20 protein-coding genes and 1 tRNA gene are annotated in these 23,419 nt (G+C 53.5%); 7 read left to right on the forward strand and 14 right to left on the reverse strand.

The features are described 5' to 3' along the window. The first annotated feature begins 101 nt into the window (after nt 1–101). On the forward strand, nt 102–968 hold the full coding sequence (locus tag LBW88_RS19520) for a LysR family transcriptional regulator (RefSeq protein ID WP_224933849.1): 867 nt from the start codon (nt 102–104) through the stop codon (nt 966–968). A 104-nt stretch (nt 969–1,072) separates the two neighbouring features. Here LBW88_RS19520 and LBW88_RS19525 read toward each other — a convergent pair whose 3' ends face one another. Together LBW88_RS19525 and LBW88_RS19530 are read right to left on the reverse strand one after the other, a co-directional pair. Next, nucleotides 1,073–1,462 carry a cupin domain-containing protein gene (locus LBW88_RS19525; RefSeq protein WP_224933850.1) on the reverse strand — a complete coding sequence of 130 codons (390 nt, stop codon included), beginning with the start codon at nt 1,460–1,462 and terminating at the stop codon, nt 1,073–1,075. Between the two features lie 654 nt (nt 1,463–2,116). Then, a tRNA-Phe gene (locus LBW88_RS19530) sits at nt 2,117–2,192 on the reverse strand. A gap of 194 nt (nt 2,193–2,386) precedes the next feature. Between LBW88_RS19530 and LBW88_RS26550 the strand changes: the two genes are divergently transcribed. The 5 genes from LBW88_RS26550 (at nt 2,387) to LBW88_RS19560 (ending at nt 6,698) form a co-directional block, all read left to right on the forward strand. Further along, nucleotides 2,387–3,709 (forward strand): PAS domain-containing methyl-accepting chemotaxis protein, encoded by a 1,323-nt coding sequence (locus tag LBW88_RS26550; RefSeq protein ID WP_320442540.1) that lies wholly within the window; start codon nt 2,387–2,389, stop codon nt 3,707–3,709. Between the two features lie 102 nt (nt 3,710–3,811). Beyond that, complete coding sequence (locus LBW88_RS19545; RefSeq protein WP_224933851.1) at nt 3,812–5,035, forward strand: SpoIIE family protein phosphatase; 1,224 nt, start codon at nt 3,812–3,814, stop codon at nt 5,033–5,035. 10 nt (nt 5,036–5,045) lie between these two features. Continuing rightward, nucleotides 5,046–5,597: a SiaB family protein kinase gene (locus LBW88_RS19550; protein WP_224933852.1), complete on the forward strand. Its 552-nt coding sequence runs from the start codon at nt 5,046–5,048 to the stop codon at nt 5,595–5,597. 7 nt (nt 5,598–5,604) lie between these two features. Beyond that, nucleotides 5,605–5,991 carry a DUF1987 domain-containing protein gene (locus LBW88_RS19555; protein WP_224933853.1) on the forward strand — a complete coding sequence of 129 codons (387 nt, stop codon included), beginning with the start codon at nt 5,605–5,607 and terminating at the stop codon, nt 5,989–5,991. Then, nucleotides 5,988–6,698, forward strand: coding sequence for a GGDEF domain-containing protein (locus tag LBW88_RS19560; protein WP_224933854.1), 711 nt, complete (start codon nt 5,988–5,990; stop codon nt 6,696–6,698). Before LBW88_RS19555 ends, LBW88_RS19560 begins: the two co-directional genes overlap by 4 nt. A gap of 94 nt (nt 6,699–6,792) precedes the next feature. Here the strand turns inward: LBW88_RS19560 and mrdA are convergent, their stop codons facing one another. From mrdA to LBW88_RS19615, 11 genes are all read right to left on the reverse strand, one after another. Next, complete coding sequence (gene mrdA / locus LBW88_RS19565) at nt 6,793–8,670, reverse strand: penicillin-binding protein 2 (RefSeq protein ID WP_224933855.1); 1,878 nt, start codon at nt 8,668–8,670, stop codon at nt 6,793–6,795. Nucleotides 8,671–8,866: 196 nt separating this feature from the next. Further along, nucleotides 8,867–9,580 carry a purine-nucleoside phosphorylase gene (deoD, locus tag LBW88_RS19570; RefSeq protein ID WP_034828492.1) on the reverse strand — a complete coding sequence of 238 codons (714 nt, stop codon included), beginning with the start codon at nt 9,578–9,580 and terminating at the stop codon, nt 8,867–8,869. A gap of 33 nt (nt 9,581–9,613) precedes the next feature. Then, nucleotides 9,614–10,837, reverse strand: coding sequence for a phosphopentomutase (deoB, locus tag LBW88_RS19575; protein WP_224933856.1), 1,224 nt, complete (start codon nt 10,835–10,837; stop codon nt 9,614–9,616). Between the two features lie 91 nt (nt 10,838–10,928). Further along, the gene (gene deoA / locus LBW88_RS19580) at nt 10,929–12,251 is read right to left on the reverse strand and encodes a thymidine phosphorylase (protein WP_224933857.1); all 1,323 of its coding nucleotides are present in this window, start codon (nt 12,249–12,251) and stop codon (nt 10,929–10,931) included. A gap of 183 nt (nt 12,252–12,434) precedes the next feature. Next, entirely contained in the window at nt 12,435–13,214 is a 780-nt protein-coding gene (deoC, locus tag LBW88_RS19585; protein ID WP_224933858.1) for a deoxyribose-phosphate aldolase, read from the reverse strand. A 291-nt stretch (nt 13,215–13,505) separates the two neighbouring features. After that, the gene (locus tag LBW88_RS19590) at nt 13,506–14,282 is read right to left on the reverse strand and encodes a TatD family hydrolase (protein WP_224933859.1); all 777 of its coding nucleotides are present in this window, start codon (nt 14,280–14,282) and stop codon (nt 13,506–13,508) included. Continuing rightward, on the reverse strand, nt 14,279–15,331 hold the full coding sequence (locus LBW88_RS19595; RefSeq protein WP_224933860.1) for a patatin family protein: 1,053 nt from the start codon (nt 15,329–15,331) through the stop codon (nt 14,279–14,281). Before LBW88_RS19595 ends, LBW88_RS19590 begins: the two co-directional genes overlap by 4 nt. 179 nt (nt 15,332–15,510) lie before the next feature. Next, nucleotides 15,511–15,672, reverse strand: a complete 162-nt coding sequence (locus LBW88_RS19600) for a DUF1328 domain-containing protein (protein ID WP_007893192.1) — start codon at nt 15,670–15,672, stop codon at nt 15,511–15,513. A 95-nt stretch (nt 15,673–15,767) separates the two neighbouring features. Next, complete coding sequence (gene osmY, locus LBW88_RS19605) at nt 15,768–16,355, reverse strand: molecular chaperone OsmY (RefSeq protein WP_224933861.1); 588 nt, start codon at nt 16,353–16,355, stop codon at nt 15,768–15,770. Between the two features lie 258 nt (nt 16,356–16,613). Next, entirely contained in the window at nt 16,614–18,203 is a 1,590-nt protein-coding gene (prfC, locus tag LBW88_RS19610) for a peptide chain release factor 3 (protein WP_224933862.1), read from the reverse strand. Nucleotides 18,204–18,507: 304 nt separating this feature from the next. Continuing rightward, nucleotides 18,508–19,611, reverse strand: a complete 1,104-nt coding sequence (locus LBW88_RS19615) for a M20 peptidase aminoacylase family protein (protein ID WP_224933863.1) — start codon at nt 19,609–19,611, stop codon at nt 18,508–18,510. Nucleotides 19,612–19,849: 238 nt separating this feature from the next. Here LBW88_RS19615 and ftnA point away from each other — a divergent pair, with 238 nt between their 5' ends. Further along, nucleotides 19,850–20,359 (forward strand): non-heme ferritin, encoded by a 510-nt coding sequence (gene ftnA / locus LBW88_RS19620; RefSeq protein WP_224933864.1) that lies wholly within the window; start codon nt 19,850–19,852, stop codon nt 20,357–20,359. A 171-nt stretch (nt 20,360–20,530) separates the two neighbouring features. Here the strand turns inward: ftnA and LBW88_RS19625 are convergent, their stop codons facing one another. Beyond that, nucleotides 20,531–23,374 (reverse strand): bifunctional diguanylate cyclase/phosphodiesterase, encoded by a 2,844-nt coding sequence (locus tag LBW88_RS19625; RefSeq protein ID WP_224933865.1) that lies wholly within the window; start codon nt 23,372–23,374, stop codon nt 20,531–20,533. Nucleotides 23,375–23,419: the final 45 nt, after the last annotated feature.

Here is a 23,419-nt window from a genome sequence, read left to right on the forward strand (position 1 = left end):
AACTAAGCCAAAATGAGTGAATCATGACTAAAGGATAAGAATTGACACGACATGCGTAAATACTAAAATTTGCACACCATCCATGCAAAAACGCATACATCATGAATTGGGAAGATCTCCGTTTTTTTCTGGCCATTGCTAAAGCCGGTACGATTTCAGGTGCTGCAAAAGATTTGAAAGTTGATCAAGCCACAGTGAGTCGCAGGCTTGCATCGCTTGAAGCAGTATTGGGCATTCAACTTGTCATCCGACGACCTCGTGAAGCACGCCTGACACCGATTGGTGAAAAAATTTTAAAAGAGGCAAAGGATATTGAGGCGAAAGTTTATTCCGTTGCGCGACTTTCCTCCTCCGGTAAAACATCTACCCGTTCAAGGGTAGCGATCTCGGCTCCACCAATACTCGCCCGACATTTTTTTGCTCCCGCTCTTTTTGAGATGACGCAGCAAAATCCTGACATACAGCTTTCTATTCAGAGTGAACCACAATTTGTGTCTCTTTCAAAAATGGAAGCTGATTTATCGCTGCGCCTCTCTCCGCCAATAGAAGAGACCGATATTATAAAAAAAGCAGGTCTGATGAAGTTTGGTTTATATACCACGCCTGATTACAGGAATATTAAAAATCCTTCAAGCTGGGATTTTATTGCTTATTCCCACAAGGAACCCAGTTTCGCGCATAAAAGATGGCTGTATGAGGTTATAGGAAAGAGGCGGGTTAGTTGTGAAGTCAGCGATTTGAGCAATCAATATGAGGCAGCTTGTTCAGGAATTGGTGTAGCGGGTTTACCCTGTTTTTTAGCGGATAAAGAACCACGGCTGATTAAATTGCCCACTGAACAACCAATGCTAACGCTGGATATCTGGTTAGCGAAACATCCAGACCTGCGTGACGATTCCCAGATACGAAAACTCGCGCAAACAATTACTGAGTTTTTAGATAAAAAAGGATTAGGGTTGAACCAGTAAGGAGTCAAACGTGTCGGCCTCATACGGGTAATGCAGATGAATGGAGGTAGCTTTCACCACCTCCATTCATTTTAAAAATCAATTAGTAGTAAGCACTGGATGCCTTAATACTCAGATTCTTCTCCAGGTAGTGGGACGGAGAGCTCATCACCCTTTGCGCCTGCGTAGAAGATGATGACGTCAACGCTTTCATCCGTGGTGAATCCTCGGTGTGCAATATCGATGGACTCATTGAAAGCCTCGCCAGCGTGAAAGGTTTTGGTTTCTCCGCTTTCTTTGTCTTCAATGGTCAGAGAGCCGGACAGAATGTAGGCAGTGTTAGGAATGGGATGAGTATGCCATGGTAACTCTGAATGAGCGGGGATGGTCATTTTCATAACAGTAATTTCAAGTTCGCCTGAGGGATAGCTATCTAAACGTTGACCATTCCAGGCAAGTCCGCTTTTAAGCAAGGTCTCTGATTCATTTGTATGTTCATTAGTGTTCTTTTTCATCATTTCCCCTGTGGTTATTAAATTTAACATATTGATAAATTAGCAGTTTGGTCCTTATGAATTTCCAACCTCAACATTACCAAGCCATAAAATATGTCCCTATTAATTAATCGTACCTACAGAGAAATCCGTCAAGAAACGAAGTCAATTAAAAGCATATATTGATAAAGCAATCACCTAACCGATGGTAAATAAATCACTAAATATATTTAAAGCATAGAATAATAAAAGGTTGGAGCTAATCACGATTACAATTCACTCAACCCTACCGCAAAAGGGAAGAATGAAAATATTTACTCCACAATTTCGAGCCCAAATGATTTGGGCTTTTTTTTATCTGAAAAACACCCATGAACGAATGCCAGTTTTAACTGGATAGTTACTTATAGGGTTGACGAATGGACAGGAAACGGGGGGATTCTAAGAGTTGTTCACTGCTAAGAATCTAGCTTGGGTATTGACAGGGCAGAAGGGTGTTGTAATCATTTGAGGTAACGAGAAAAGGGCACCAGCGTGAACTGGTACCCTTTCTTGAAGATTTTTATGTTCAATCTTGGATGATGCATCTGCAAATGCAGTCACCGTTGCTTTGAACACCATCTTCGTTTAGACACCCGTTAGAGATCTCACTTCTAACCAGTGTGCTTCGATGTATGGTGCCCGGACGCGGAATCGAACCACGGACACGGGGATTTTCAATCCCCTGCTCTACCGACTGAGCTATCCGGGCAACGGGGCGCATTAAACCCTACTCAGGCCGCACCGTCAAACGCTTTTCGGCAAAAATCCGCTGACTGCTGGCTTTTACAGCAACCTTCAGACCATCCGGTAAAAAATAAACGCAACTACTAACTTTAGTGGTGAATTTTTAACCGCACCCGCCGATAACCGATGTGACGACTAATACCAATTATAAGGTCCACCATGTTTAGTACTATTACATCGGGAATACTGTCACGCCTGGCGTGGCAGAAGCGCGCTCGCAGCAGCGCAACGCTCAGTTCGTTGCAGGATGCGATTGCGATGGTCGAATTCACGCCGGAAGGCAATATCCTCACCGCCAACGATCTGTTTCTTGAGCGCATGGGATACACGCTGAAGGAGATTGCAGGCCAGCATCACAGCATGTTCTGCACCGCTGATTTAGTCCAATCTCCGCAGTATCGCGATTTCTGGCGCCGCCTGAACCGTGGCGAAGGCTTTAGCGATAAATTCCTACGCGTAGCCAAGCACAGCCGCCCTATCTGGCTGGAGGCTAACTATGTGCCGGTACAGGATCGCAGCGGTCGGGTCATCAAAATCGTTAAGCTGGCGAGTGATATCACCGCACGCATTATTGATGCGCAGGAGCAGCGATCCATGACCACCGCGATTGAGCGTTCGATGGCGGTCATCGCCTTCAACCTCAAAGGCGAAGTGCTGATGGCGAATGACAATTTCCTCAAAACCATGGGCTATCGCAATGATGAAGTCGTTGGCGTCCATCACAGCAAATTTTGCCCGCCGGAGATGCGCAACAGTGACGAGTATCGCCGCTTCTGGCACAAACTGAATCAGGGCGAATATATCTCCGGACAGTTTGAGCGCGTGAACAAATCAGGCCGCACCGTGTGGCTGCGCGCCACTTATAACCCGGTGTTCAACGAGGCCGGCGAACTGTACAAAGTGGTGAAATTCGCCACCGATGTTACCGCGCAGGTGGAGAAAAACCATCTGGAGCGCGTGGCGGCACAGCAGGCGTATCAAACCGCGCTGCAAACCAGTGAGAGCACGCGCATCGGTGCCACGGTGATTGAAAACAGTGTGCAAACCATCAATGAACTGGCGGGCGAGCTGCATGGCATCTCCGGCGATATCAGTAACCTCAGTGAATCTTCCGACCGTATTGGAGCGATTGTCGAGAGCATTCGCCGCATCGCCGATCAAACCAATCTGCTGGCACTCAACGCAGCCGTGGAAGCCGCGCGAGCGGGTCAGCACGGTCGCAGCTTTGCCGTGGTGGCTAACGAGGTGCGCACGCTGGCGGCAAACATCAACCGCGCGACTACCGAGATCGAGAATATGGTGCAGCACAACCACACTCTCGCCGAAAAAGCATTAAAAGGCATCGAATCGAACCTTAAACGTGCAGATCATGGCGTCGTGTTAGCCAAAGAAGCGGGCGGCGTAATCTCTGAGATCCGCGGCAGCTCCAGCGAAGTGGTGCGCGCCATCAGTCATGTGGCTGAAGCCTTGAAAGAAGGGTAATTTTTCCTGTTTTCTCTTCTTCTACTGCACTGCTGTGACATAAAACTGTCATGGCAGTGCAGTAATCTAGGATAAATCCTAATCAATGCCAGAATAATTCTTATGCTGCTGCCTGATTTACGCGCAGGATTAACCTCCCTGTCGAGCCGTTCCCGTGCGCGTTCGCTGTGCATTGAGGTGCCGTTTGTCAGTCCAGCCATGGACAACACTGCGGTGATGGCATTGTTTACCGAACACAAAGATTTGATCGGTTTGCCGGTAATCGAGAACGGTACGCCGTTTGGCATGATCAACCGCCATATCTTCCTGTCACAGATGACGCGCCCGTTCTTCCGCGAACTCTATGACCGCAAAAGCTGCATCGCTTTTATGGACAAAGAGCCGCTGGTGATTGATGCCGATACCGAGCTGGATCAGGTGGCGCATCAGGTGGTGGCAACCGGTGACAAATCGGTCACCGACGGTTTTATTCTGACCGAACAAGGCCGCTATATCGGTATCGGTTTGGGGATCGATTTGATCCGCACCGTCTCCGATTTGCAGGCGCAGCAGCATCAACAAATTTTGCAGAGCATCGATTATGCGCGCGTGATTCAGGACGCGATGCTTGATCGCTCAAAACAGCAAATGGCCCAGCAGCTCAATGACTGGTGCCTGCACTGGCAGCCGCGCGATGGTGTGGGCGGCGACTATTATGCATTCCATCAGGATGAACACGGCTGGCTGGCATTGATTGCCGACTGCACCGGCCACGGCATTCCGGGTGCCTTTATGACGGTGATCCTGCAATCCGCGCTGGAAAACGCGCTGCAGAAAAACCGTCGGGCACCGTCCGATCTGCTGCAATCACTGAATCGTCATATTAAACAAACCCTTGGGCAGCTCAATGCCACGCAGCAAACGTCGCTCTCCAATGACGGCTGTGATGCCATCGCGCTGCGCCTCGATACCGACCAACATCAACTCAGCTGGGCCAGCGCACGTATGCATGCGCTGTTACATCCGGCCGCAGGAGAAGCGGAATCGCTGAAGGCAGATCGCGTAGGTGTGGGTTACACCGATACGCCGCATGATTACATCTGGCCGGAACACCAACGCACGCTGCATCCCGGCGATATGTTGTTGGTAATGACCGATGGCGTAACCGATCAGCCCGGCGGTGAGCGTCACATTATGTTTGGCAAAAAGCGCATTCAGACGCTGGTAACTCAATATCAAACCCTGCCGATGACCGAGCTGTCAGCGACCTTCGAGCGGGAATTTCTCAACTGGCAAGGCAACCAGCCGCGACGCGATGATGTCACCTGGTTTGGCTTCCGTTATTAATGAGCACCTTATGAACTCAGGTTCAACCGTTAGCCGCGTCCCGCCAGAAAGCGTGGCGCTGCACTATACTGGCTTCTTCTCGCCGCAGAACATCACCGCCATGGGCGAGGTGATTAAGGTCTTTCTGGAGAACCAGCAGGCGCCAGTAAAAGTGCGCCGCCGCTTGTTCTCCAGCTTTGTTGAAATCGTACAGAACATCCTGCGTTATTCGCAGGATAGCCGCGTGATGATCCACGCCGAGCAGGATTTTCGCTTCGGCACCGTCTCGCTGCGCGTAGAGGGTGACAATTACGTGCTGGAGAGCAGCAATCAGGTCGATGAAGTCGCCTGTGAGCAGCTGCGTTACTGGCTGGATTTGCTGCGCACCATGAGCAATGAAGAGATCAAACAGGCTTACCGCGTAGGTCTGCGAGCTGAGAGCCCTGCTACAAGCAAAGGGGCCAACATAGGATTACTGACGCTTGCCCGCGATGTCAGTGAACCGCTGGAGTATGAACTGCGTCCGCTGGAGTCCAGTGGTTACGCCACGTTTTGGCTCAAAGCCACCATTCACCAGGATTGAATTGTTTATGCAAAACCTTGTTATTGCTGCCACAGAAAGCACGCCTGAGGTCAATTTTGACTTCGAAACTGGCCAGTTCGCCCTGCGCGGAGAATCGTGGCCGGAAAACGCCGCCGCCTTCTATCGTCCCTTGCTGGATGCACTGGAAAGCTGGCAGCCCGCAAAAAGCGGCCAGATTGAAGCCAATATCGCGCTGCGCTATTTCAACAGCTCCAGCACCAAAATGCTGTTCAGCCTGTTTGATCTGTTTAATCAGCTGGCGCAAAAAGGCCAGACGGTGGAACTCAACTGGTTCTTTGATGAAGAAGATGATGTGTCTGAAGAGTTCGGTCAGGAACTGGCGCTGGACTTTACCGATCTGCAAGTGAATCTGCGAGCGGAAATGGCCTCATGATGGACCTGAATGAGCTGTTCCGCGAAGAGAGCGAGGTGCTAACGCGCGCTCAGGATGTGGCGGCTCAGACCTCGCTCAGTGCGGAAGATTATCGTGATGCGTTGCTGAACGTTAATCGCCACTATCAGCGCCTGATGCGCGAGACCTATCGTATGATCTCGCGCAGTGACCGCGCTGAACGCGAGCTGAACCGCGTCAATGAGCAGCTGCAACAACTGGCTCAGGAGCTGGAGTACAAAGCCAGCCACGATCCCCTCACCGCTGTCTGGAACCGCGGTGCCATCATTCAGCGTATTACTAATACGTTGAGCAATGGCCCGGCGGCGCTGATCATCCTCGATATTGATCACTTCAAGAAGATCAACGATGAGTTCGGTCATCCGATGGGCGATAAGGTGATTTGTGGTTTGGTGTCGCGTATTCAGGCTCACTGTCCGGAAGATGCCAGCATTGGCCGGATCGGCGGGGAAGAGTTTACCGTGCTGCTGCCGCATTACCGTTTATCGGACGCGGTGATTGTCGCGGGCGCGGTGCATGCCTCGCTGAATGCGTCACCGCTGGCGGTACTGCCGGGTCAACTGGTCACCGCCAGCCTCGGCGTCAGCTATGGCAAGCCGGGTTCCGATTTTGAAACCCTGTATAACAACGCCGATGCCGCGCTTTACGATGCCAAAAACCACGGCCGCAACCGGGTGTTCTTCCGCTAAAAGAGCATTATTTTTAGCGCAGAGATCGGCAATACCGCTTTATCAGCTTCGCGCGAGAAACCGCACCGTTACGTTGGGTGCGGTCTCGCGCAAATTAATTTTTCTGCGCCGTTTCCACCGGTGGTTCAGATGATGGTGGCAGGAAGATGTGATCGAGAATATTGCGCATCAACGGTGCTGCCGTCACCCCTTCACTTCCCCCGTTTTCCAGAATCAACGCTACCGCCACTTTTGGATCATTAAACGGTGCGAACGCGGTATAGAAGATGTGGTCACGCAGGCGCGTCGGGATCATTTTCGCGTTGTAGACCTGATTCTGCTTCAAGCTAAACACCTGAGACGTCCCCGATTTGGCCGCAATGCCGTAAGGCGCGGTGTGGAAGTACTTATAGCCAGTACCGTTTGGCGCATTGGCCATGCCGAACATCGCGTGACGCACCAGTGACCAGTACGGTGATTTTGGATCGCCAATTTGCGGCTGTGGCGCTTTTGGCTGATACAGCTGCTGTTCGGTGCCGCGCTGCGATTTCTCCAGCAGATGCGGGTTGATCACCCGGCCATTGTTGAGCAGTGCCACCAGCGCTTTCACCATCTGAATCGGCGTCGCAATCCAGTAACCCTGCCCGATACCTACTGATACCGTATCGCCCTGATACCACGCGTGTTTATGCACTTTCTGCTTCCACTCGCGGCTCGGCAGCAATCCGGCATACTCTTCATTGAGATCGATGCCGGTCGGTTTACCGTAGCCAAACTGGCTCAGCATGGTGTGAATACGATCGATGCCCATCATAAACGCCACCTGATAGAAGAAGCTGTCCGCTGACTCCTCAATCGCCTTGGTGACATCCAGCGTGCCGTGCCCCGATTTTTTCCAGTCGCGATATTTACGATCGGTGCCCGGCAGCGTCCAGGTGGGTGCGCCGAAAATGGTAAAGCTGGGGGTGATCACTTTGGTCAGCAGCGCGGACATCGCCATATAAGGTTTGACCGTGGAAGCCGGGGGATAGAGCCCTTGCGTGACGCGGTTGATCAGCGGCAGGTTTTTATCCGCCAGCAACGTCTTATACGCCTTGTAGCTGATGCCCTTCACAAACGGGTTCGGGTCGTAGCTCGGTGCGGAAACCATCGCTAACACGCTGCCATCGCGCGGATCTTCGATCAAGGCCGCTGCACGCTGGCCGGCCAGCTGGCTCTCAACATACTGCTGCAGATGCAAATCCAGCGTCAGATAGACGTTCTGTCCGGCAACCGGCGGTACCTCTTTTAGCACGCGCACGATGCGGCCGTGGTTATCCACTTCCACTTCCTGATAGCCGGTTTTGCCGTGCAAAATGGATTCGTAATAGCCTTCAATGCCCTGCTTACCGATGTTGTGGTCGGCAGCATAGTTTTCGCCCACGCCTTCAGCATTCAGGCGTTTGAAATCGTTATCGTTGATCTTGGAAACGTAGCCCACCACATGGGCTAAATCGGCGCCATACGGATACTCACGATCTTCATAGGTATCGATAGTCACGCCGGAGAAACGGAACTGATTGACGGAGAAGCGCGCCACCTGTTCGTCGGTCAACTCGCCTTTCAGTTCGACCGGTTTGTAGCGGCTGTTTTGTTTGAGTTCATGCTCGAAAGTGTCGATCTCTTCTGGCGTCAGATTCACCATCGGCGTCAGCTCTTTGAGCGTTTCCTGCATGTTGTCGATTTTATACGGCGTGATGAGGATGTCGTACCAGGTGACGTTACGTACCAGCGGAATGCCGTTGCGATCGTAGATCAACCCACGCGTCGGCGCGATAGGGATCATTTTGATGTCGTTTTCGTTGGAGCGCGTCTGGTAATAGCTGTGCTGCTCCACCTGAATACGATAGAGGTTAACGCCAAGGATAATGAAGCAGATGACGACCAGGGCAAAAGCGACAAGCGCGCGGCGGACAAACAGTTTCTCTTCGGCTTCGAAATTACGGAAATTCATCAGGGGGGCTTAGTCTCTTTGTTATCACGCTAATGATAAGCAGAGATTGCTTTAGAGCCAGCACGAAGATGCACAAGCCTGGGTAAAAGTGTGTCAGATGTTTACGAGAAGGGATTCAGGTCGCCATAAATGGCGACCCTACGGGTGGGGTGTTTTGTAGGGTGCGCATTGATGCGCACCGAACCAATAGCGTGAATCAGTCCCCCAGCAGCACCGACTCCAGCGCGATCTTGATCATATCGTTGAAAGTGGTCTGGCGCTCAGCAGCGGTGGTCTGCTCGTGAGTACGGATATGATCCGACACGGTGCAGATGGTCAGCGCTTTAGCACCGAACTCCGCGGCCACGCCGTAAATACCGGCTGCTTCCATTTCCACACCCAGGATGCCGTACTTCTCCATCACATCGAACATCTGCGGATCTGGCGTATAGAACAGGTCAGCAGAGAAGATGTTGCCAACGCGCGCATCAACACCCAGCGCTTTGGCCGCATCAACCGCGTTACGCACCATGTCGAAGTCAGCAATCGCCGCGAAGTCGTGATCTTTGAAACGCATACGGTTCACTTTGGAATCGGTGCAGGCACCCAGACCAATCACCACATCACGCAGTTTCACATCTGCACGTACCGCACCACAGGAACCGACACGGATGATTTTCTTCACGCCGAAATCGGTGATCAGCTCTTTGGTGTAGATCGAGCAGGATGGAATCCCCATGCCGTGACCCATGACCGAAATCTTACGACCTTTGTACGTCCCGGTGTAACCCAGCATGCCGCGCACGTTGTTGACTTCAACCGCGTCTTCCAGGAAGGTTTCTGCGATGTGCTTAGCGCGCAGCGGATCGCCCGGCATCAGCACCACGTCCGCGAAGTCACCCATTTCTGCATTAATATGAGGCGTTGCCATGGTTATTTTCCTTTTTAAAATTGGTGGGCTGTTTTACAGCAGGCTTTTACCGTAGTCCATGCTGGACAGGCCAAAATACTTCGCAATGGTCTGGCCGATATCCGCGAAGGTATCGCGATAACCCAGCGATCCCGGCTTCACTTTCGGACCATAAATCAAAATCGGAATGTGCTCGCGCGTATGCTCTGTGCCTTCCCAGCTTGGATCACAACCGTGGTCGGCGGTGAGGATTAAAATATCACCCTCTTTCACCAGCTCCATCAGCTCCGGCAAACGGCGGTCAAAGAACTCTAAACCGCCCGCATATCCGGCGATATCGCGACGATGGCCCCAGGTGGAGTCAAAATCAACGAAGTTAGTAAACACGATGGAGTTGTCCGGCGCCTTCTTCATCTGCTCGATGGTGGCGTTGAACAACGCATCCAGACCGGTGGCTTTCACCTTCTGGGTAATGCCCTGCTCGGCGTAGATATCCGCAATTTTACCCACGGAAATCACTTCGCCGCCCTTCTCGTCCACCAGCTTTTTCAGCATGGTCGGCGCAGGCGGTTCCACCGCGAGATCATGGCGGTTACCGGTACGCTCGAAGTTGCCCGCTTTGTCGCCGACAAACGGACGCGCAATCACACGACCGATGTTGTAGCCACCGTTGGTCAGCTCTTCACGCGCGATTTCGCACAGCTCATACAGACGATCCAGACCAAAGGTCTCTTCGTGACAGGCAATCTGGAACACCGAGTCCGCCGAGGTGTAGAAAATCGGCTTGCCGGATTTCATGTGTTCTTCGCCCAACTGGTCAAGGATCACCGTACCGGATGAGTGACAGTTACCGAGATAGCCCGGCAGATTGGCGCGTTTCACCAGCACGTCGAGCAGTTCCTGCGGGAAGCTGTTCTCTTTGTCGCTGAAGTAGCCCCAGTCAAACAGCACCGGCACGCCGGCGATTTCCCAGTGGCCTGACGGCGTATCCTTACCGGATGACAACTCGCTGGCGTAAGCGTAGGCACCAATGATTTCGGCATTGGCGTCGAGGCCCGGCGGGAAACGTCCGGTAGAGAGTTCAGCCGCTTTACCCAGACCGAGCGCGGTCAGGTTGGGCAGATGCAGTGGGCCTTCGCGACCTTCATTGGCGCGGCCTTCGAAGCACGCTTCGGCGATATGGCCAAGCGTATCCGATCCTTCATCACCGAATTTATCGGCGTCTTTGCTGGAGCCGATCCCGAAGGAGTCGAGAACCATAATAAAAGCACGTTTCATGCAAGTCTCCTGCGCAATGGCGCGATGACAAGTCAAAAAAAAGCGATCAGATCAGTATACCCGAACGGCCGCTGCCTGGCACGAAGAAGCGTTACTCGCTGACGCGGCGATACACCACTGGCGTTTCTGCGGGCGCACGGTCGCTCAAGGTAATTGCCGCTTTCACCGCTTCTGCCGCCTGCTGCCACTGCGCTTCCGAAGCAGCATGAATCACCGCCAGCGGGCGCTGCACGTCAATTTTGGTGCCCAACGTGGTCATCTCGCTCAGGCCCACGCTGTAATCAATGCTGTCGCTGGCGCGCTGACGGCCACCCCCGAGTGATACCACTGCCATGCCCAGCGCACGCGTATCCATGGCGCTGACAATCCCGGCGCGATCGGCGTACACCGCTTTGCTGAGCATTGGTGCAGGCAGATAGCTGTCCATGCGCTCGATGAAATCCACCGGACCGTTTTGCGCCGCGACCATCCGCGCGAAAACTTCCGCCGCTTTGCCGTTATCCAACACGTTCTGCAGTTTCTGACGCGCTTCGGCGTCATTCTCTGCCAGCTTGCCGGAGATCAGCATTTCCGAGCACAGCGCCATCGTTACTTCCAGCAGACGTGGATTGCGAGACTCGCCAGTGAGGAACTGCACCGCTTCACGCACTTCCAGCGCGTTACCAGCGGTCGACGCCAGCACCTGATTCATGTCAGTGAGCAGCGCGGTGGTTTTACAGCCCGCGCCGTTTGCTACGCCGACAATCGCCTGCGCCAGATTTTCTGAAGCTTCAAAGGTCGGCATAAAGGCACCGGAACCGACTTTCACGTCCATCACCAGCGCATCCAGTCCTTCCGCCAGTTTCTTGGCGAGGATCGAGGCGGTGATCAGCGGGATCGAGTCGACGGTCGCGGTGATATCGCGCGTGGCGTAGAAACGCTTATCGGCTGGAGCCAGTGAGTTGGTCTGGCCGATAATCGCGATACCGACATCTTTAATGATCTGGCGGAAACAGTCGTCGCTCGGGAAGATATCGAAACCGGGGATCGCTTCCAGCTTATCCAGCGTACCGCCGGTGTGACCGAGCCCTCGCCCGGAGATCATCGGTACGTAACCACCGCACGCGGCCACCATTGGACCGAGCATCAGCGAAGTCACATCGCCTACGCCGCCGGTGGAGTGCTTATCGACGATTGGACCGTTGAGGTTCAACGATTTCCAGTTGAGCACAGTGCCGGAATCGCGCATCGCCATGGTCAGCGCCACGCGCTCTTCCAGATTCATATCGTGGAAATAGATGGTCATCGCCAGCGCGGCGATCTGACCTTCTGACACGCTGTTATCACGCACGCCATTGATGAAAAAGCGGATTTCCGCCTCGCTCAGTGGCAAGCCGTCGCGTTTTTTTCTAATAATTTCTTGTGGCAGGAACAAGGTTGCCTCCCCGGGGGTGCTGTGAAAACGGCCAGGTGCGCATGAATGCGCACCCTACGAAAACGTACCAAACATCCGTTACGAAAATGCATCAGACATCCGTTACGGAACGTACCAAACATCCGTTACGAAAACGCTCCGAACAACGTAGGGTCGCCATTTATGGCGACCAACAGGCTGGAATCAGTAACCCGCTTTGCTGGTCGCAGTGGCGTGACCCAGCGTGTTCAGCAGGCTAGCTAACAGGCTTGAAGCACCAAAGCGGAAGTGACGCGCATCCGCCCAGCCTTCGCCCAGAATGTCATCCGCCAGCTTCAGATAGATCGCGGCATCTTCCGCAGTACGCACGCCGCCCGCTGGCTTAAAGCCCACCTGCTGCTGCACGCCTTTATCGTGAATCACCTGCATCATAATCGCCGCCACTTCTGGCGTGGCGTTGACCGGCACTTTACCGGTGGAGGTTTTGATGAAATCCGCACCGGCATCGATAGCGATTTCAGACGCCGCGCGAATCAGTGCTTCTTCTTTCAGCTCACCGGTTTCGATAATCACTTTCAGCAGCACGTTGGCGGCGGCACAGGCTTCTTTACAGGCTTTCACCAGCTCAAAACCGATGTCGCGGTTGCCGGCCATCAGCGCGCGATACGGGAACACCACGTCCACTTCATCTGCACCGTAAGCAATCGCCGCACGGGTTTCTGCCAGTGCGATCTCAACGTCATCATTGCCGTGTGGGAAGTTAGTCACAGTGGCGATGCGGATATCAGGCGTGCCCTGTTCGCGCAGTGCTTTACGTGCCGCAGGGATAAAACGTGGATAGATGCAGATCGCTGCGGTGTTACCGGCTGGCGATTTCGCCTGATGACACAGCGCGATCACCTTCTCATCGGTGTCATCTTCGTTCAGGGTGGTCAAATCCATCAGTTGCAGGGCGCGTTGTGCAGCCGCTTTAAGATCGGTCATGATGCTCTCCAAAAGGTGACCGGCAGACGACGCCACCGGATAATGTGACAATTCTAACAAACCACACCTGAATGAATTGCGCTTCATGTCACATGAAAAAAGAAAATTCGTCATATGAATACAATTATTTAGTGATTCACATCACAAATAATCGCTAGCACAGCGCTTTTCAGGCGTAATACAGGTTGTGAATATTATCACAAAACTGGGCGAGAATGTGTAATGCCGATTTTATTACTGTAGCCAATGCCGGCCAAAATAGCGGCAAATCCAGATTGTGTCGGGAGAGGATCAGGCAGGCAGGGCAAACACGCGCAGGCTGTTTTGCCACAGCGCATCGGCAATGATGTCGGGCGATTCACTGCGCAACTGACACAGCACGTCAAACACATTACGCGCACGCTCCGGGCGGTTTGGCTGGCCCTGATAACCCTGCAACGGCATATCGGGCGCATCGGTTTCCAGCAACAATGAGGTGAGCGGCAGGCTGGCAAGGGTATTGCGGGTTTTACTGGCGCGTTCGTAGGTGATGGTGCCGCCCACGCCAATCGCATAGCCAAGCTGGATAAAACGCTCCGCCTGCTGCTGGCTGCCAGCAAAACCGTGCACCACGCCACGGCGCGGTAAATCATGTCGACGCAAATGCAGCGCCAACTGATCGTGTGTGCGACGTGAATGCAGGATCACTGGCAAGTCATACTGTTTAGCCAGTTTGAGCTGTGCATCCAGCAAACGTGTCTGCTTATCAAATTGCGCGTCCTGCATATAGAGATCGAGGCCGATCTCGCCGATCGCCACGCGTTTCGAATCCGGCGTTTGCAGCCACTGTTCCAATTGATCCACATGCGCATCCTGATGCGCCGCGATGTTGATCGGATGCAGACCCAGCGCGGCGTACAGCGCGTCATGCTGCTGCGCCAGTTGGCTGACCAACGCAAAGCGGCTGGCATCCACGCTCGGTACAATAATGCGTTCCACGCCCGACTGCGCCGCCCGCGCGATGCTCTCAGTCGCATCATCAACAAACGGCGGGAAATCGAAATGACAGTGGGTGTCGATAAATCTCATGCCAGCGATCCTGCATCAAAGTCTGCATCGTTATCCGCCAGCGGCGGGGTGTGTACCGCACGATTGTCCGGCGCATTCGCCACGGCGGCCGGCGGCGTTACGGTGGTCTGGCGCAGGAACGGTTCGGCATCGCTAAGCCATTGACCCAGCGTGGCGAGGAAGTAGCGACCGCTGCGGCGCCCTAAATGGTAGTCCTGATTCAGTGAAGACAAACGGCTGCCCAGCGCCATACTCGCCAGCGGTTTTGGCGGGTAAATTTCAATGATGCGCAGATCATCGGGTGGCTCATCGATGAACTGCTGAATCTCCCGATAGCTCTCTTCATGATGATGCAGAATGTTGATCATCGGCTGCAGCGCGCTGTCACCCAGCCAGCGCTCCATGCGTTTGAACCACTTAGGCGTATAAGACATTTGTGACGGCACGGTGCGGATCACCACAATGGTATCGGCACCGCGTCGTGCCGCTTCGCGTACCGGAATCGCATCGCTAATCCCGCCATCCAGATAGTTTACGCCGTCCATCAGCACACCGCTGCGATAGAAGCCCGGAATGGCGCTGGAGGCCTTGATCACGTCATGCCAGTTCAGGCTGGTGGGATTGAAATATTCGGCACGGTAATCGTCACCGCGACAGGCGCACATATAGAACTCGCTGCCTTTGGCAAACAGCCCTTCGGCGTTGCTGAGCGACAAGGGAAATTCTTGTTTGGTGACGTCGATCAGCCAGTCGAGATCGATCAGATGTCCCCCACGCACGAAGCGCAACGGATCAAAAAAAAGTTTGCTGGTGGTGTAACGCGTGATGACGCGACGCGCGTAACCCGGCTGGGCGCAGACAAACGCGGACAGGTTTTGGGCCCCTGCGGAGGTGCCAAGCATCAATTGAAAGGGATTAAAACCTGCACGTTGAAACTCATCAAGGACGCCTGCGGTGAAGATGCCGCGTTGACCGCCGCCTTCGCAGACCAGAGCAATTTTGTTGGATTTGAACGGAGTGAGCGCCAGGGGCTCAAAGGTGTCTAATGACACCGGGATGCGTATTCCCAATGGATGTCCCTCAGTGTTCCTGCTCTGAGGGAGCCGCTAACGGCAGCATCCCGGAGAACCAGTCATTGTCATTCCCTGACCTATTGCATCGTGCAATCGGTGCGGCTAACTATTATGCCGCAAATGACTGGTCTCCGCTTTAAGTGACTCGCGGGTTAGCGTTGTGTTAACGCAATCGGTCAGGGTCGTTTACGCCCGGTAAACAGGCTTACGAGGAACAGAATAATACCGACAATGAAGACAATTTTAGCTGCCCATGCTGCCGTACCCGCCAGACCGCCGAAACCTAATGCTGCAGCAATCAGAGCGATGACCAGAAAGATAATACCCCAACGAAACATAAGCCTCTCCTTACCATAGTGAAAATCGAACTGCTTATTAGTACATCACTGTTTTTATTACGATGCGGCACCTAAACAGTGCCGCTTCGCTCGCGTTAAGATTTCACCTTCAGGTCATTCTTCACGCTTTTCACGCCTTCAATGGCTTTGGCGATTTTCTCAGCACGATCGGACTGTGCCTGGTTCGCCACTTCTCCTGATAACTGCACCACGCCATCGGTGGTTTCCACCTTCACGTTGCGCGATGGCACAATGTCATCTGCTAAAAGCTTAGCTTTTATTTCACTGGTGGTTGCGGTATCGCCCGCATAACCTTTCAGTGATGTTTCTTTGCTGTCTTTAACGTGCAGTTTGTCACTGACGGATTTCACACCCTCAACTTTTTGCACCAGCGCAACGGCTTTTTCCGCCTGATCCTGCGAAGCGACAAAGCCGCTCAGCGTGACCACGCCCTGATGCGTTTTTACTGAGATATCCGTACTTTTAATCGCTTCATCATCCACCAGCGCCGCTTTGGCTTTAGCAGTGATGCCGCTGTCATCCATAAAACCATCGACTTTTTTCATAGAACTATCGATTTTAGAACCCGTGCTGCTGGTGTCCGCAGCGTAGGCTGCGCCGCCCATCAGAGCAGTGGTAGCCAGAGCGGCAATCAGGGTTTTAGCAATCTTAGTCTTATTCATCGATATCATCCTTCTATCAGTTAACTCACTCGCAACTGCGAATGCGCCAGCAACAAACGGCGTTGCTGCATTCATAGACGTAATGAAACCAGAGGTCTCTTTTCTCGTCCGACAGGATAATCATAGTAGGGATTACAGGTTTTGCTGGCTTTTGTGGTTGATATCTCGCCAAAAAGCGATAAACGCAGCGCAATTAGGAGGAGTCTGTAGGATAAAAACAGGGCCAGTGAAAATCACTGGCCCTGTTGTGAGGCGGGATTAGTGCTCGCGCGTTTTGCGGAACTTCACGTCAGGATAGCGTTCCTGCGTGATGTTGAGGTTTACCATGGTTGGGGCGATGTAAGTGAGGTTATCACCGCCATCCAGCGCCAGGTTAACTTCGTTTTTGCGTTGGAAATCGTCGAATTTCTTCGCATCGCTGCACTCCACCCAACGGGCGGTTGAGACGTTGATGGCTTCATAAATCGCTTCGACGTTGTATTCGCTTTTCAGACGCGCCACGACCACTTCGAACTGCAGCACACCAACCGCACCCACAATCAGATCGTTGTTGTGGACCGGACGGAACACCTGCACCGCGCCCTCTTCCGACAGCTGAACCAGACCTTTCAGCAGCTGTTTCTGCTTCAGCGGATCGCGCAGACGGATACGACGGAACAGTTCCGGCGCGAAGTTCGGAATACCGGTGAACTTCATGTTTTCACCCTGGGTAAAGGTGTCGCCGATCTGTATGGTGCCGTGGTTGTGCAAGCCGATGATATCGCCCGGATAGGCTTCTTCAACGTGCGAACGGTCGCCGGCCATAAAAGTCAACGCATCCGAAATCACCACGTCTTTGCCGGTACGCACCTGACGCAGCTTCATGCCTTTCTCGTACTTGCCGGAAACCACGCGCATAAAGGCAACGCGGTCACGGTGTTTCGGATCCATGTTGGCCTGGATCTTAAACACGAAGCCGCTGAACTTCTCTTCTTTGGCTTCGACCAGACGCGTATCACTCTTGCGCGGCATTGGCGTCGGTGCCCAGGCCACCAGGCCATCGAGCATATGATCGACACCAAAGTTACCCAATGCAGTACCGAAGAACACTGGCGTGAGGTCACCGCTCAGGAACAGCTCGTGGTCGAACTCATTGGATGCGCCCTGCACCAGTTCCAGCTCATCGCGCAGCTGCTGAGCCAGGTCTTCACCGACCGCCGCGTCGAGATCCGGGTTCGCCAGACCTTTGACAATGCGCACTTCCTGAATGGTGTGGCCCTTACCGGTTTGATACAGGTAAGTTTCATCTTTGTAGAGGTGATACACACCCTTGAACAGCTTACCGCAGCCAATCGGCCAGGTAATTGGCGCACAGGCGATCTTCAGCTCGCTCTCGACCTCATCCAGCACTTCCATCGGATCGCGGATGTCACGGTCAAGTTTGTTCATAAAGGTGATGATCGGCGTATCGCGCAGACGGGTGACTTCCATCAGCTTACGGGTACGATCTTCAACCCCTTTCGCGGCGTCGATCACCATCAAACAGCAGTCAACCGCCGTCAGGGTGCGGTAGGTATCTTCGGAGAAGTCTTCGTGTCCTGGGGTATCCAGCAGGTTCACAAGGCTGTCGCGATACGGGAACTGCATCACCGAAGTAGTAATGGAGATACCACGTTGTTTCTCCATCTCCATCCAGTCAGATTTTGCATGCTGGCTGGAGCCACGGCCTTTGACGGTACCGGCGGTTTGGATCGCCTGCCCGAACAGCAGCACTTTTTCGGTAATGGTGGTTTTACCGGCATCCGGGTGCGAGATGATCGCAAACGTACGGCGGCGCGCCACTTCATCTAAAAAGGAAGGATTAGACATGTATGAATTCTTCTTCAAGGGCAACACGCGGGCAGCGCGCTGCGAATAAATCGTTCCGGGCAAAGCCGGGGGATAACGGAACCAATGGTGACGCAGTGGCGTCAGTTCACAGCAAGATGTGCGCGATCTACATTGGCAATAATCCGGTTATCCAGTAAGCGTTGAGGCGGCATAGCATACAATATTTCAGCAGGCGGGGAAATCGTGGGATAAGCGTGAAGTCACCAATAATGCGCGATGAATCGCGCCGCAACAGCAGAGTGCAGATGCGTAACCGCGCAATCCATTGCGCGGAATAATGCTATCAACCTAAAACGCGTACTACCGCTGCCTTAAAGATCTTCACTCCGATCTCCAGAGAACTCAGTTCAAAACGCATATCCGGATGATGCAGGCCCGGCACCAGGTTAGTACCCAATCCCCAGAAACCGGCTTTCACCTGTGGATTCTTTACCGGGTAGTAGAAGAAATCTTCGCTGCCGGGGGTCGATTTGGTATCCAGCAGCCCTTCTTCACCGAGCACATCAACGATGGCCGCGCGGATAACCGCCGTCGCTTCATCATGGATCTCCGCCGCCGGCATCTCTTTCAACACGACAACTTCAGCCGTTGCGCCCAAGGCGGCAACGCTGTGCTGAATCGCCTGCGTCACCTTCTGTTTCAGCACGTCCATCGGCGCGTTCTCCTGCGAACGCAGATCCCACACCACACGCGCCTCATCCGGCACTGAGTTGGTGACTCCGGCATCACACAGGAAGCGCGTGGCTTTCACACTCCAGGTTAAGCCCGGCGCCAGATGGATGCTGTTCACCGCCTGCACCGCTTGTACCGCGGCATCCAGCGCATTCACGCCCAAATGTGGGCGCGCGGCATGCGCAGGCACACCTTTGATCGTCGCTTCCAGCGTGCTACACGCCGAATACAATACCGCTGGCGTGGCCTGTCCGACGTGGCACTCTTCCAGTGGACGCACGTGGAAACCAAGAATCATCTCGACGTCATCCAGCGCGCCGCCCTCAATCATCGACAGCGCACCGGCACCGAGTTCTTCCGCAGGCTGGAACAGCAGTTTAAGTTTGCCGCGCTTGATCGCGCCCTCTTTCAGCAACTCTTGCGCTGCGGTGAGCACCACAGAAGAGTGCCCATCATGGCCACAGGTGTGGCGCGCACAGGCGACGCCGTTGATGATATGGCCAAGTGCATCCATATCGGCACGCAGCGCCAGCACCGGTCCGGGCACGCCGCTGTCGATTTCCGCCACGATGCCGGTGGTGTTGTTAATCCCGCGCGTCACCTTGATACCAGATTGCTCCAGCTGGTCGGCAATATAAGCGGAGGTTTTAAATTCTTCGAAACCCAGCTCCGGGATTTCATGCAAGAAATGATAGTGATCTAAAACGTTCGACACCGCTAAGCTCCTGACAAGTAAAGGCAAGCCCCAGCATCCGCCGTTGGGCAGCTATAATCAATCCAGCGTGAATGAAAATGAGTTAAAACTGAGAACTCTTCGCATTCAACAAACTGAATAATTCCATTTACAATCAATAAGATAAATTCAACTTTTTTGCGAAAAAGCCTTCACAAAAAAGTATAGATTGATGCATAATTCACCGTAATTCACCTGACAAATTAAAAAGGACTCAGCCATGTTAACTGCTGAAATGACCTCTCGCCTGAACGATCAACTGAACCTCGAATTCTTCTCTGCCAACCTGTATCTGCAGATGAGCGCATGGTGCAGCGACAAAGGTTTTGAAGGTGCCGCTTCATTCCTGAAATCGCATTCTCGCGAAGAGATGGAGCATATGCAGCGCCTGTTCGATTACGTTAGCGATGCCGGTGCCATGCCGGTGCTGGGCAGCATTGACGCTCCAGCCATTAGCTGGAATTCACTGAATGACGTGCTGGAAGAAGCGATGAAGCACGAGCAGCTGATCACGCAGCGCATCAATGACCTGGTACACACCGCGTTGATGTCGCAGGACTACTCAACCTTCAACTTCCTGCAGTGGTATGTGGCTGAGCAGCACGAAGAAGAGAAGCTGTTCAAAACCGTACTGGACAAACTGGCGCTGGTGGGCAACAAAGGCGAAGGCCTGTTCCTGGTGGACAAAGATCTGGGCCGCATGAACGTCGAAGGCCACGGCCAGTCATAATAAAGATTACACACAGCAAACAGTACAACGCCCGGCAATGCCGGGCGTTTTTTTATGCTGAAATCGTGCGCTTAGATGGCGACGAGTGTATAGACGATCAGGAGCGAATACCTGGCCAGGAGCGCATCAATGCGCCCCCTACGTGGTAGCGCCGCCATTTATGGCGACCGCTTACTCCAGCTCTTTCAGACGCAGTTCTGAAGGCTGCGGGCGACCAAAGAAATAGCCCTGGAACAGCGTACAACCCTCTTCACGCAGCTTCATAAACTGCTCACTGCTCTCCACCCCTTCGGCGGTGATCTGAATATCCAGACTGCGGCTCATGCCGGTAATCGCGCGGATAATCGCCATGGCTTCACGGCTGTCGCCCATGTCGTTGATAAACGACTTGTCGATTTTGATCTTGTCAAACGGGAAGGATCGTAGATAGCTGAGCGATGAATAGCCGGTACCAAAGTCATCCAGCGCAATCTGCACGCCAATCGCCTTCAGGCTTTGCAGGGTGCGGATATTGCCGAGCGTGTCATCCAGCAGCACCGATTCAGTGATCTCCACTTCGAGGCGATGCGGTGCCAGCCCGGATTCACGTAACGCGCCTTCCACCACCGACACCAGCGAGCTGTTCTTAAACTGCAGCGGCGAGAGGTTAACCGATACCGACTGCTCGGTGCCCCAACTCTGCGCCTCGCGGCAGGCTTCATACAGCGCGTACGCACCCAGCATATGGATCAGCCCGGTCTCTTCGGCAATCGGGATAAAATCATTCGGCATGATTAACCCCTTAACCGGATGGTGCCAGCGCATCAGCGCCTCATAGCCAATGATTTCGTCCTCATTGGTGATCGGCTGATAGTAGAGCTTGAGCTGACGCCCGGTGATCGCATCACGTAGATCGTTTTCAATCACGCGGCGACTGCGCGCCACATCATCCATTTCCATGGTGAAGTGCTCAAAGCGGTTGCGCCCGTTGCGCTTGGCTTCGTACAACGCCATATCCGCACAGCGCAGCATATGCTCCGGCGTGTTAGTGACCTGTGACGTCAACGCAATGCCCACGCTCAAACCAACAGAAAGGTTATGCCCTTCGACATTGATCGGCGGACGGATCGCTTCGATAAGGCGTTGAGCCACCACCGCCGCTTCCTGCGCGTTGTTGATATTAGGCAGCACGATAGCAAACTCATCGCCGCCAATTCGTGCCAGGGTGTCATGGTCGCGCAGCGCAGTGCGCAAGCGTTTTGCCACCACGCGCAGCAGATCGTCTCCAATCTGATGGCCCAGCGCATCGTTAACGTTCTTGAAGTTATCGAGATCGAGACACAGCGTGGCGCTCAACGCGTGGTGATGATTATCCTGACGCAGCGCTTCACTCAGCTTCTGCCGGAACAGAATACGGTTCGGCAGGCTGGTGAGGTTATCGTGGTGGGCCATATGATGAATGCGCGCATCGGCTTCACGCTGATCGGTAACGTCTTCGACAATCAGCATCACGTAGTTCTGACGCATATCTTTGCCACTAATGGTGGTGGCGCGGGTATGCAAAATACGATCGCCGCCTGCGGTCAGCAGCAGCTGTTCGCGTGAATGAATGCCTTCACTGCGCAGCGCAATATCCGCCAGGCTGTTGAAATAGTCGCTCAGCTCCGCCGACATACACTCGTGCGGGCGCTTATGCATAATCAATGATTTACTGACGCCAAACAGCTGCTCGGCTTTGTCATTGACCATCAGGATTTCGCGGCTGATGGCGTCTTCCACAATCACGCACGACGGGATGTTGCTGATGATAGTGTCGAGGAAACCAGACAGCTCAGACATCTTGGCACTCTGCGCCTGCGCCAGATCCCGCGCACGCAGCAGCTGCTGTTCATTCTCACGACGTTCAGTGATATCACGGGTGATTTTAGCGAAACCGATCATCTTGCCATCTTCATTGTGGATGGCATCGATCACCACATGCGCCCAGAACGCCGAGCCATCTTTACGATAGCGCCAGCCTTCATCCTCGAAACGACCGGTTTTCAGCGCGATACCCAGGTTGGCTTCCGGCGTGTTGGCCAGCCGCTCCTGCGAACCGTAAAACACCGAGAAATGCTGGCCAACAATCTCATCTGAAATGTAGCCTTTGGCACGCTGCGCTCCGGCGTTCCAGTTCACCACGCGGCCCTGCAGATCCAGCATATAGATGGCGTAATCGGTGACGCCTTCCACCAGCAGACGGAAGGTTTTCTCGTATTCCTGCTGCTTGCGTTGCAGCTCACGCTGCTCGGTGCAGTCACGGGTAATTTTGGCGTAGCCGATCAGCGTGCCCGCATCATCACGAATCGCATCAATGATCACATGTGCCCAGAACGCACTGCCATCTTTGCGATAACGCCAGCCTTCATCTTCGAAGCGGCCGGTTTTGAACGCGGTGCTGAGGTTCTTTTCCGGAATATGATTTTTACGATCCTGCGCGCTGTAGAAACGTGCAAAGTTCTGACCAACAATCTCTTCGGCCACGTAACCTTTGGCACGCTGTGCGCCGGCGTTCCAGTTTTCGACGTTACCGTCAAGATCAAGCATGTAGATGGCGTAGTCCGTTACGCCTTCAACTAATAAACGGAAACGTTGCTCCTGTTCATGCTGTTTACGCTGCTGCTCCTGCTGAATCGTGCAGTCGCGGGTGACTTTGGCAAAGCCGAGCAGTTCGCCGAAATCATCACGAATCGCGTCAATCACCACATGTGCCCAGAAGGCGCTGCCATCTTTACGATAGCGCCAGCCTTCGGTCTCGAAGCGCCCCACCGCTGTCGCCACGGAAAGTCCGCGCTGTGGCGCTCCGTTTTTACGATCGTCTTCGCTATAGAACAGCGCAAAGTTTTTACCGACGATTTCGTCCGGTGTGTAACCTTTGGCGCGTTGTGCCCCTGCATTCCAGTTGGCGACGGTGCCATCGGGTTTGAGCATGTAAATGGCATAATCCACCACGCTCTGCACCAATAGCCGGTACATGACGTCAGAGTTATTATTCATTGTTATTCGCCTATTGCTGGCCTGGTATAAAGTGCTTCTTAAGAA

This window comes from Pantoea sp. alder81 (assembly GCF_020179835.1).
Classification (GTDB): domain Bacteria; phylum Pseudomonadota; class Gammaproteobacteria; order Enterobacterales; family Enterobacteriaceae; genus Pantoea.

What these genes read in the sequence shown, in the direction of transcription:
- LBW88_RS19520 (WP_224933849.1), top strand. Translation starts at nt 102, where the DNA reads ATGAATTGGGAAGATCTCCGTTTTTTTCTGGCCATTGCTAAAGCCGGT.
- LBW88_RS19525 (WP_224933850.1), bottom strand. Translation starts at nt 1,462, where the DNA reads ATGAAAAAGAACACTAATGAACATACAAATGAATCAGAGACCTTGCTT.
- LBW88_RS26550 (WP_320442540.1), top strand. Translation starts at nt 2,387, where the DNA reads ATGTTTAGTACTATTACATCGGGAATACTGTCACGCCTGGCGTGGCAG.
- LBW88_RS19545 (WP_224933851.1), top strand. Translation starts at nt 3,812, where the DNA reads ATGCTGCTGCCTGATTTACGCGCAGGATTAACCTCCCTGTCGAGCCGT.
- LBW88_RS19550 (WP_224933852.1), top strand. Translation starts at nt 5,046, where the DNA reads ATGAACTCAGGTTCAACCGTTAGCCGCGTCCCGCCAGAAAGCGTGGCG.
- LBW88_RS19555 (WP_224933853.1), top strand. Translation starts at nt 5,605, where the DNA reads ATGCAAAACCTTGTTATTGCTGCCACAGAAAGCACGCCTGAGGTCAAT.
- LBW88_RS19560 (WP_224933854.1), top strand. Translation starts at nt 5,988, where the DNA reads ATGATGGACCTGAATGAGCTGTTCCGCGAAGAGAGCGAGGTGCTAACG.
- mrdA (WP_224933855.1), bottom strand. Translation starts at nt 8,670, where the DNA reads ATGAATTTCCGTAATTTCGAAGCCGAAGAGAAACTGTTTGTCCGCCGC.
- deoD (WP_034828492.1), bottom strand. Translation starts at nt 9,580, where the DNA reads ATGGCAACGCCTCATATTAATGCAGAAATGGGTGACTTCGCGGACGTG.
- deoB (WP_224933856.1), bottom strand. Translation starts at nt 10,837, where the DNA reads ATGAAACGTGCTTTTATTATGGTTCTCGACTCCTTCGGGATCGGCTCC.
- deoC (WP_224933858.1), bottom strand. Translation starts at nt 13,214, where the DNA reads ATGACCGATCTTAAAGCGGCTGCACAACGCGCCCTGCAACTGATGGAT.
- LBW88_RS19590 (WP_224933859.1), bottom strand. Translation starts at nt 14,282, where the DNA reads ATGAGATTTATCGACACCCACTGTCATTTCGATTTCCCGCCGTTTGTT.
- LBW88_RS19600 (WP_007893192.1), bottom strand. Translation starts at nt 15,672, where the DNA reads ATGTTTCGTTGGGGTATTATCTTTCTGGTCATCGCTCTGATTGCTGCA.
- osmY (WP_224933861.1), bottom strand. Translation starts at nt 16,355, where the DNA reads ATGAATAAGACTAAGATTGCTAAAACCCTGATTGCCGCTCTGGCTACC.
- prfC (WP_224933862.1), bottom strand. Translation starts at nt 18,203, where the DNA reads ATGTCTAATCCTTCCTTTTTAGATGAAGTGGCGCGCCGCCGTACGTTT.
- ftnA (WP_224933864.1), top strand. Translation starts at nt 19,850, where the DNA reads ATGTTAACTGCTGAAATGACCTCTCGCCTGAACGATCAACTGAACCTC.
- LBW88_RS19625 (WP_224933865.1), bottom strand. Translation starts at nt 23,374, where the DNA reads ATGAATAATAACTCTGACGTCATGTACCGGCTATTGGTGCAGAGCGTG.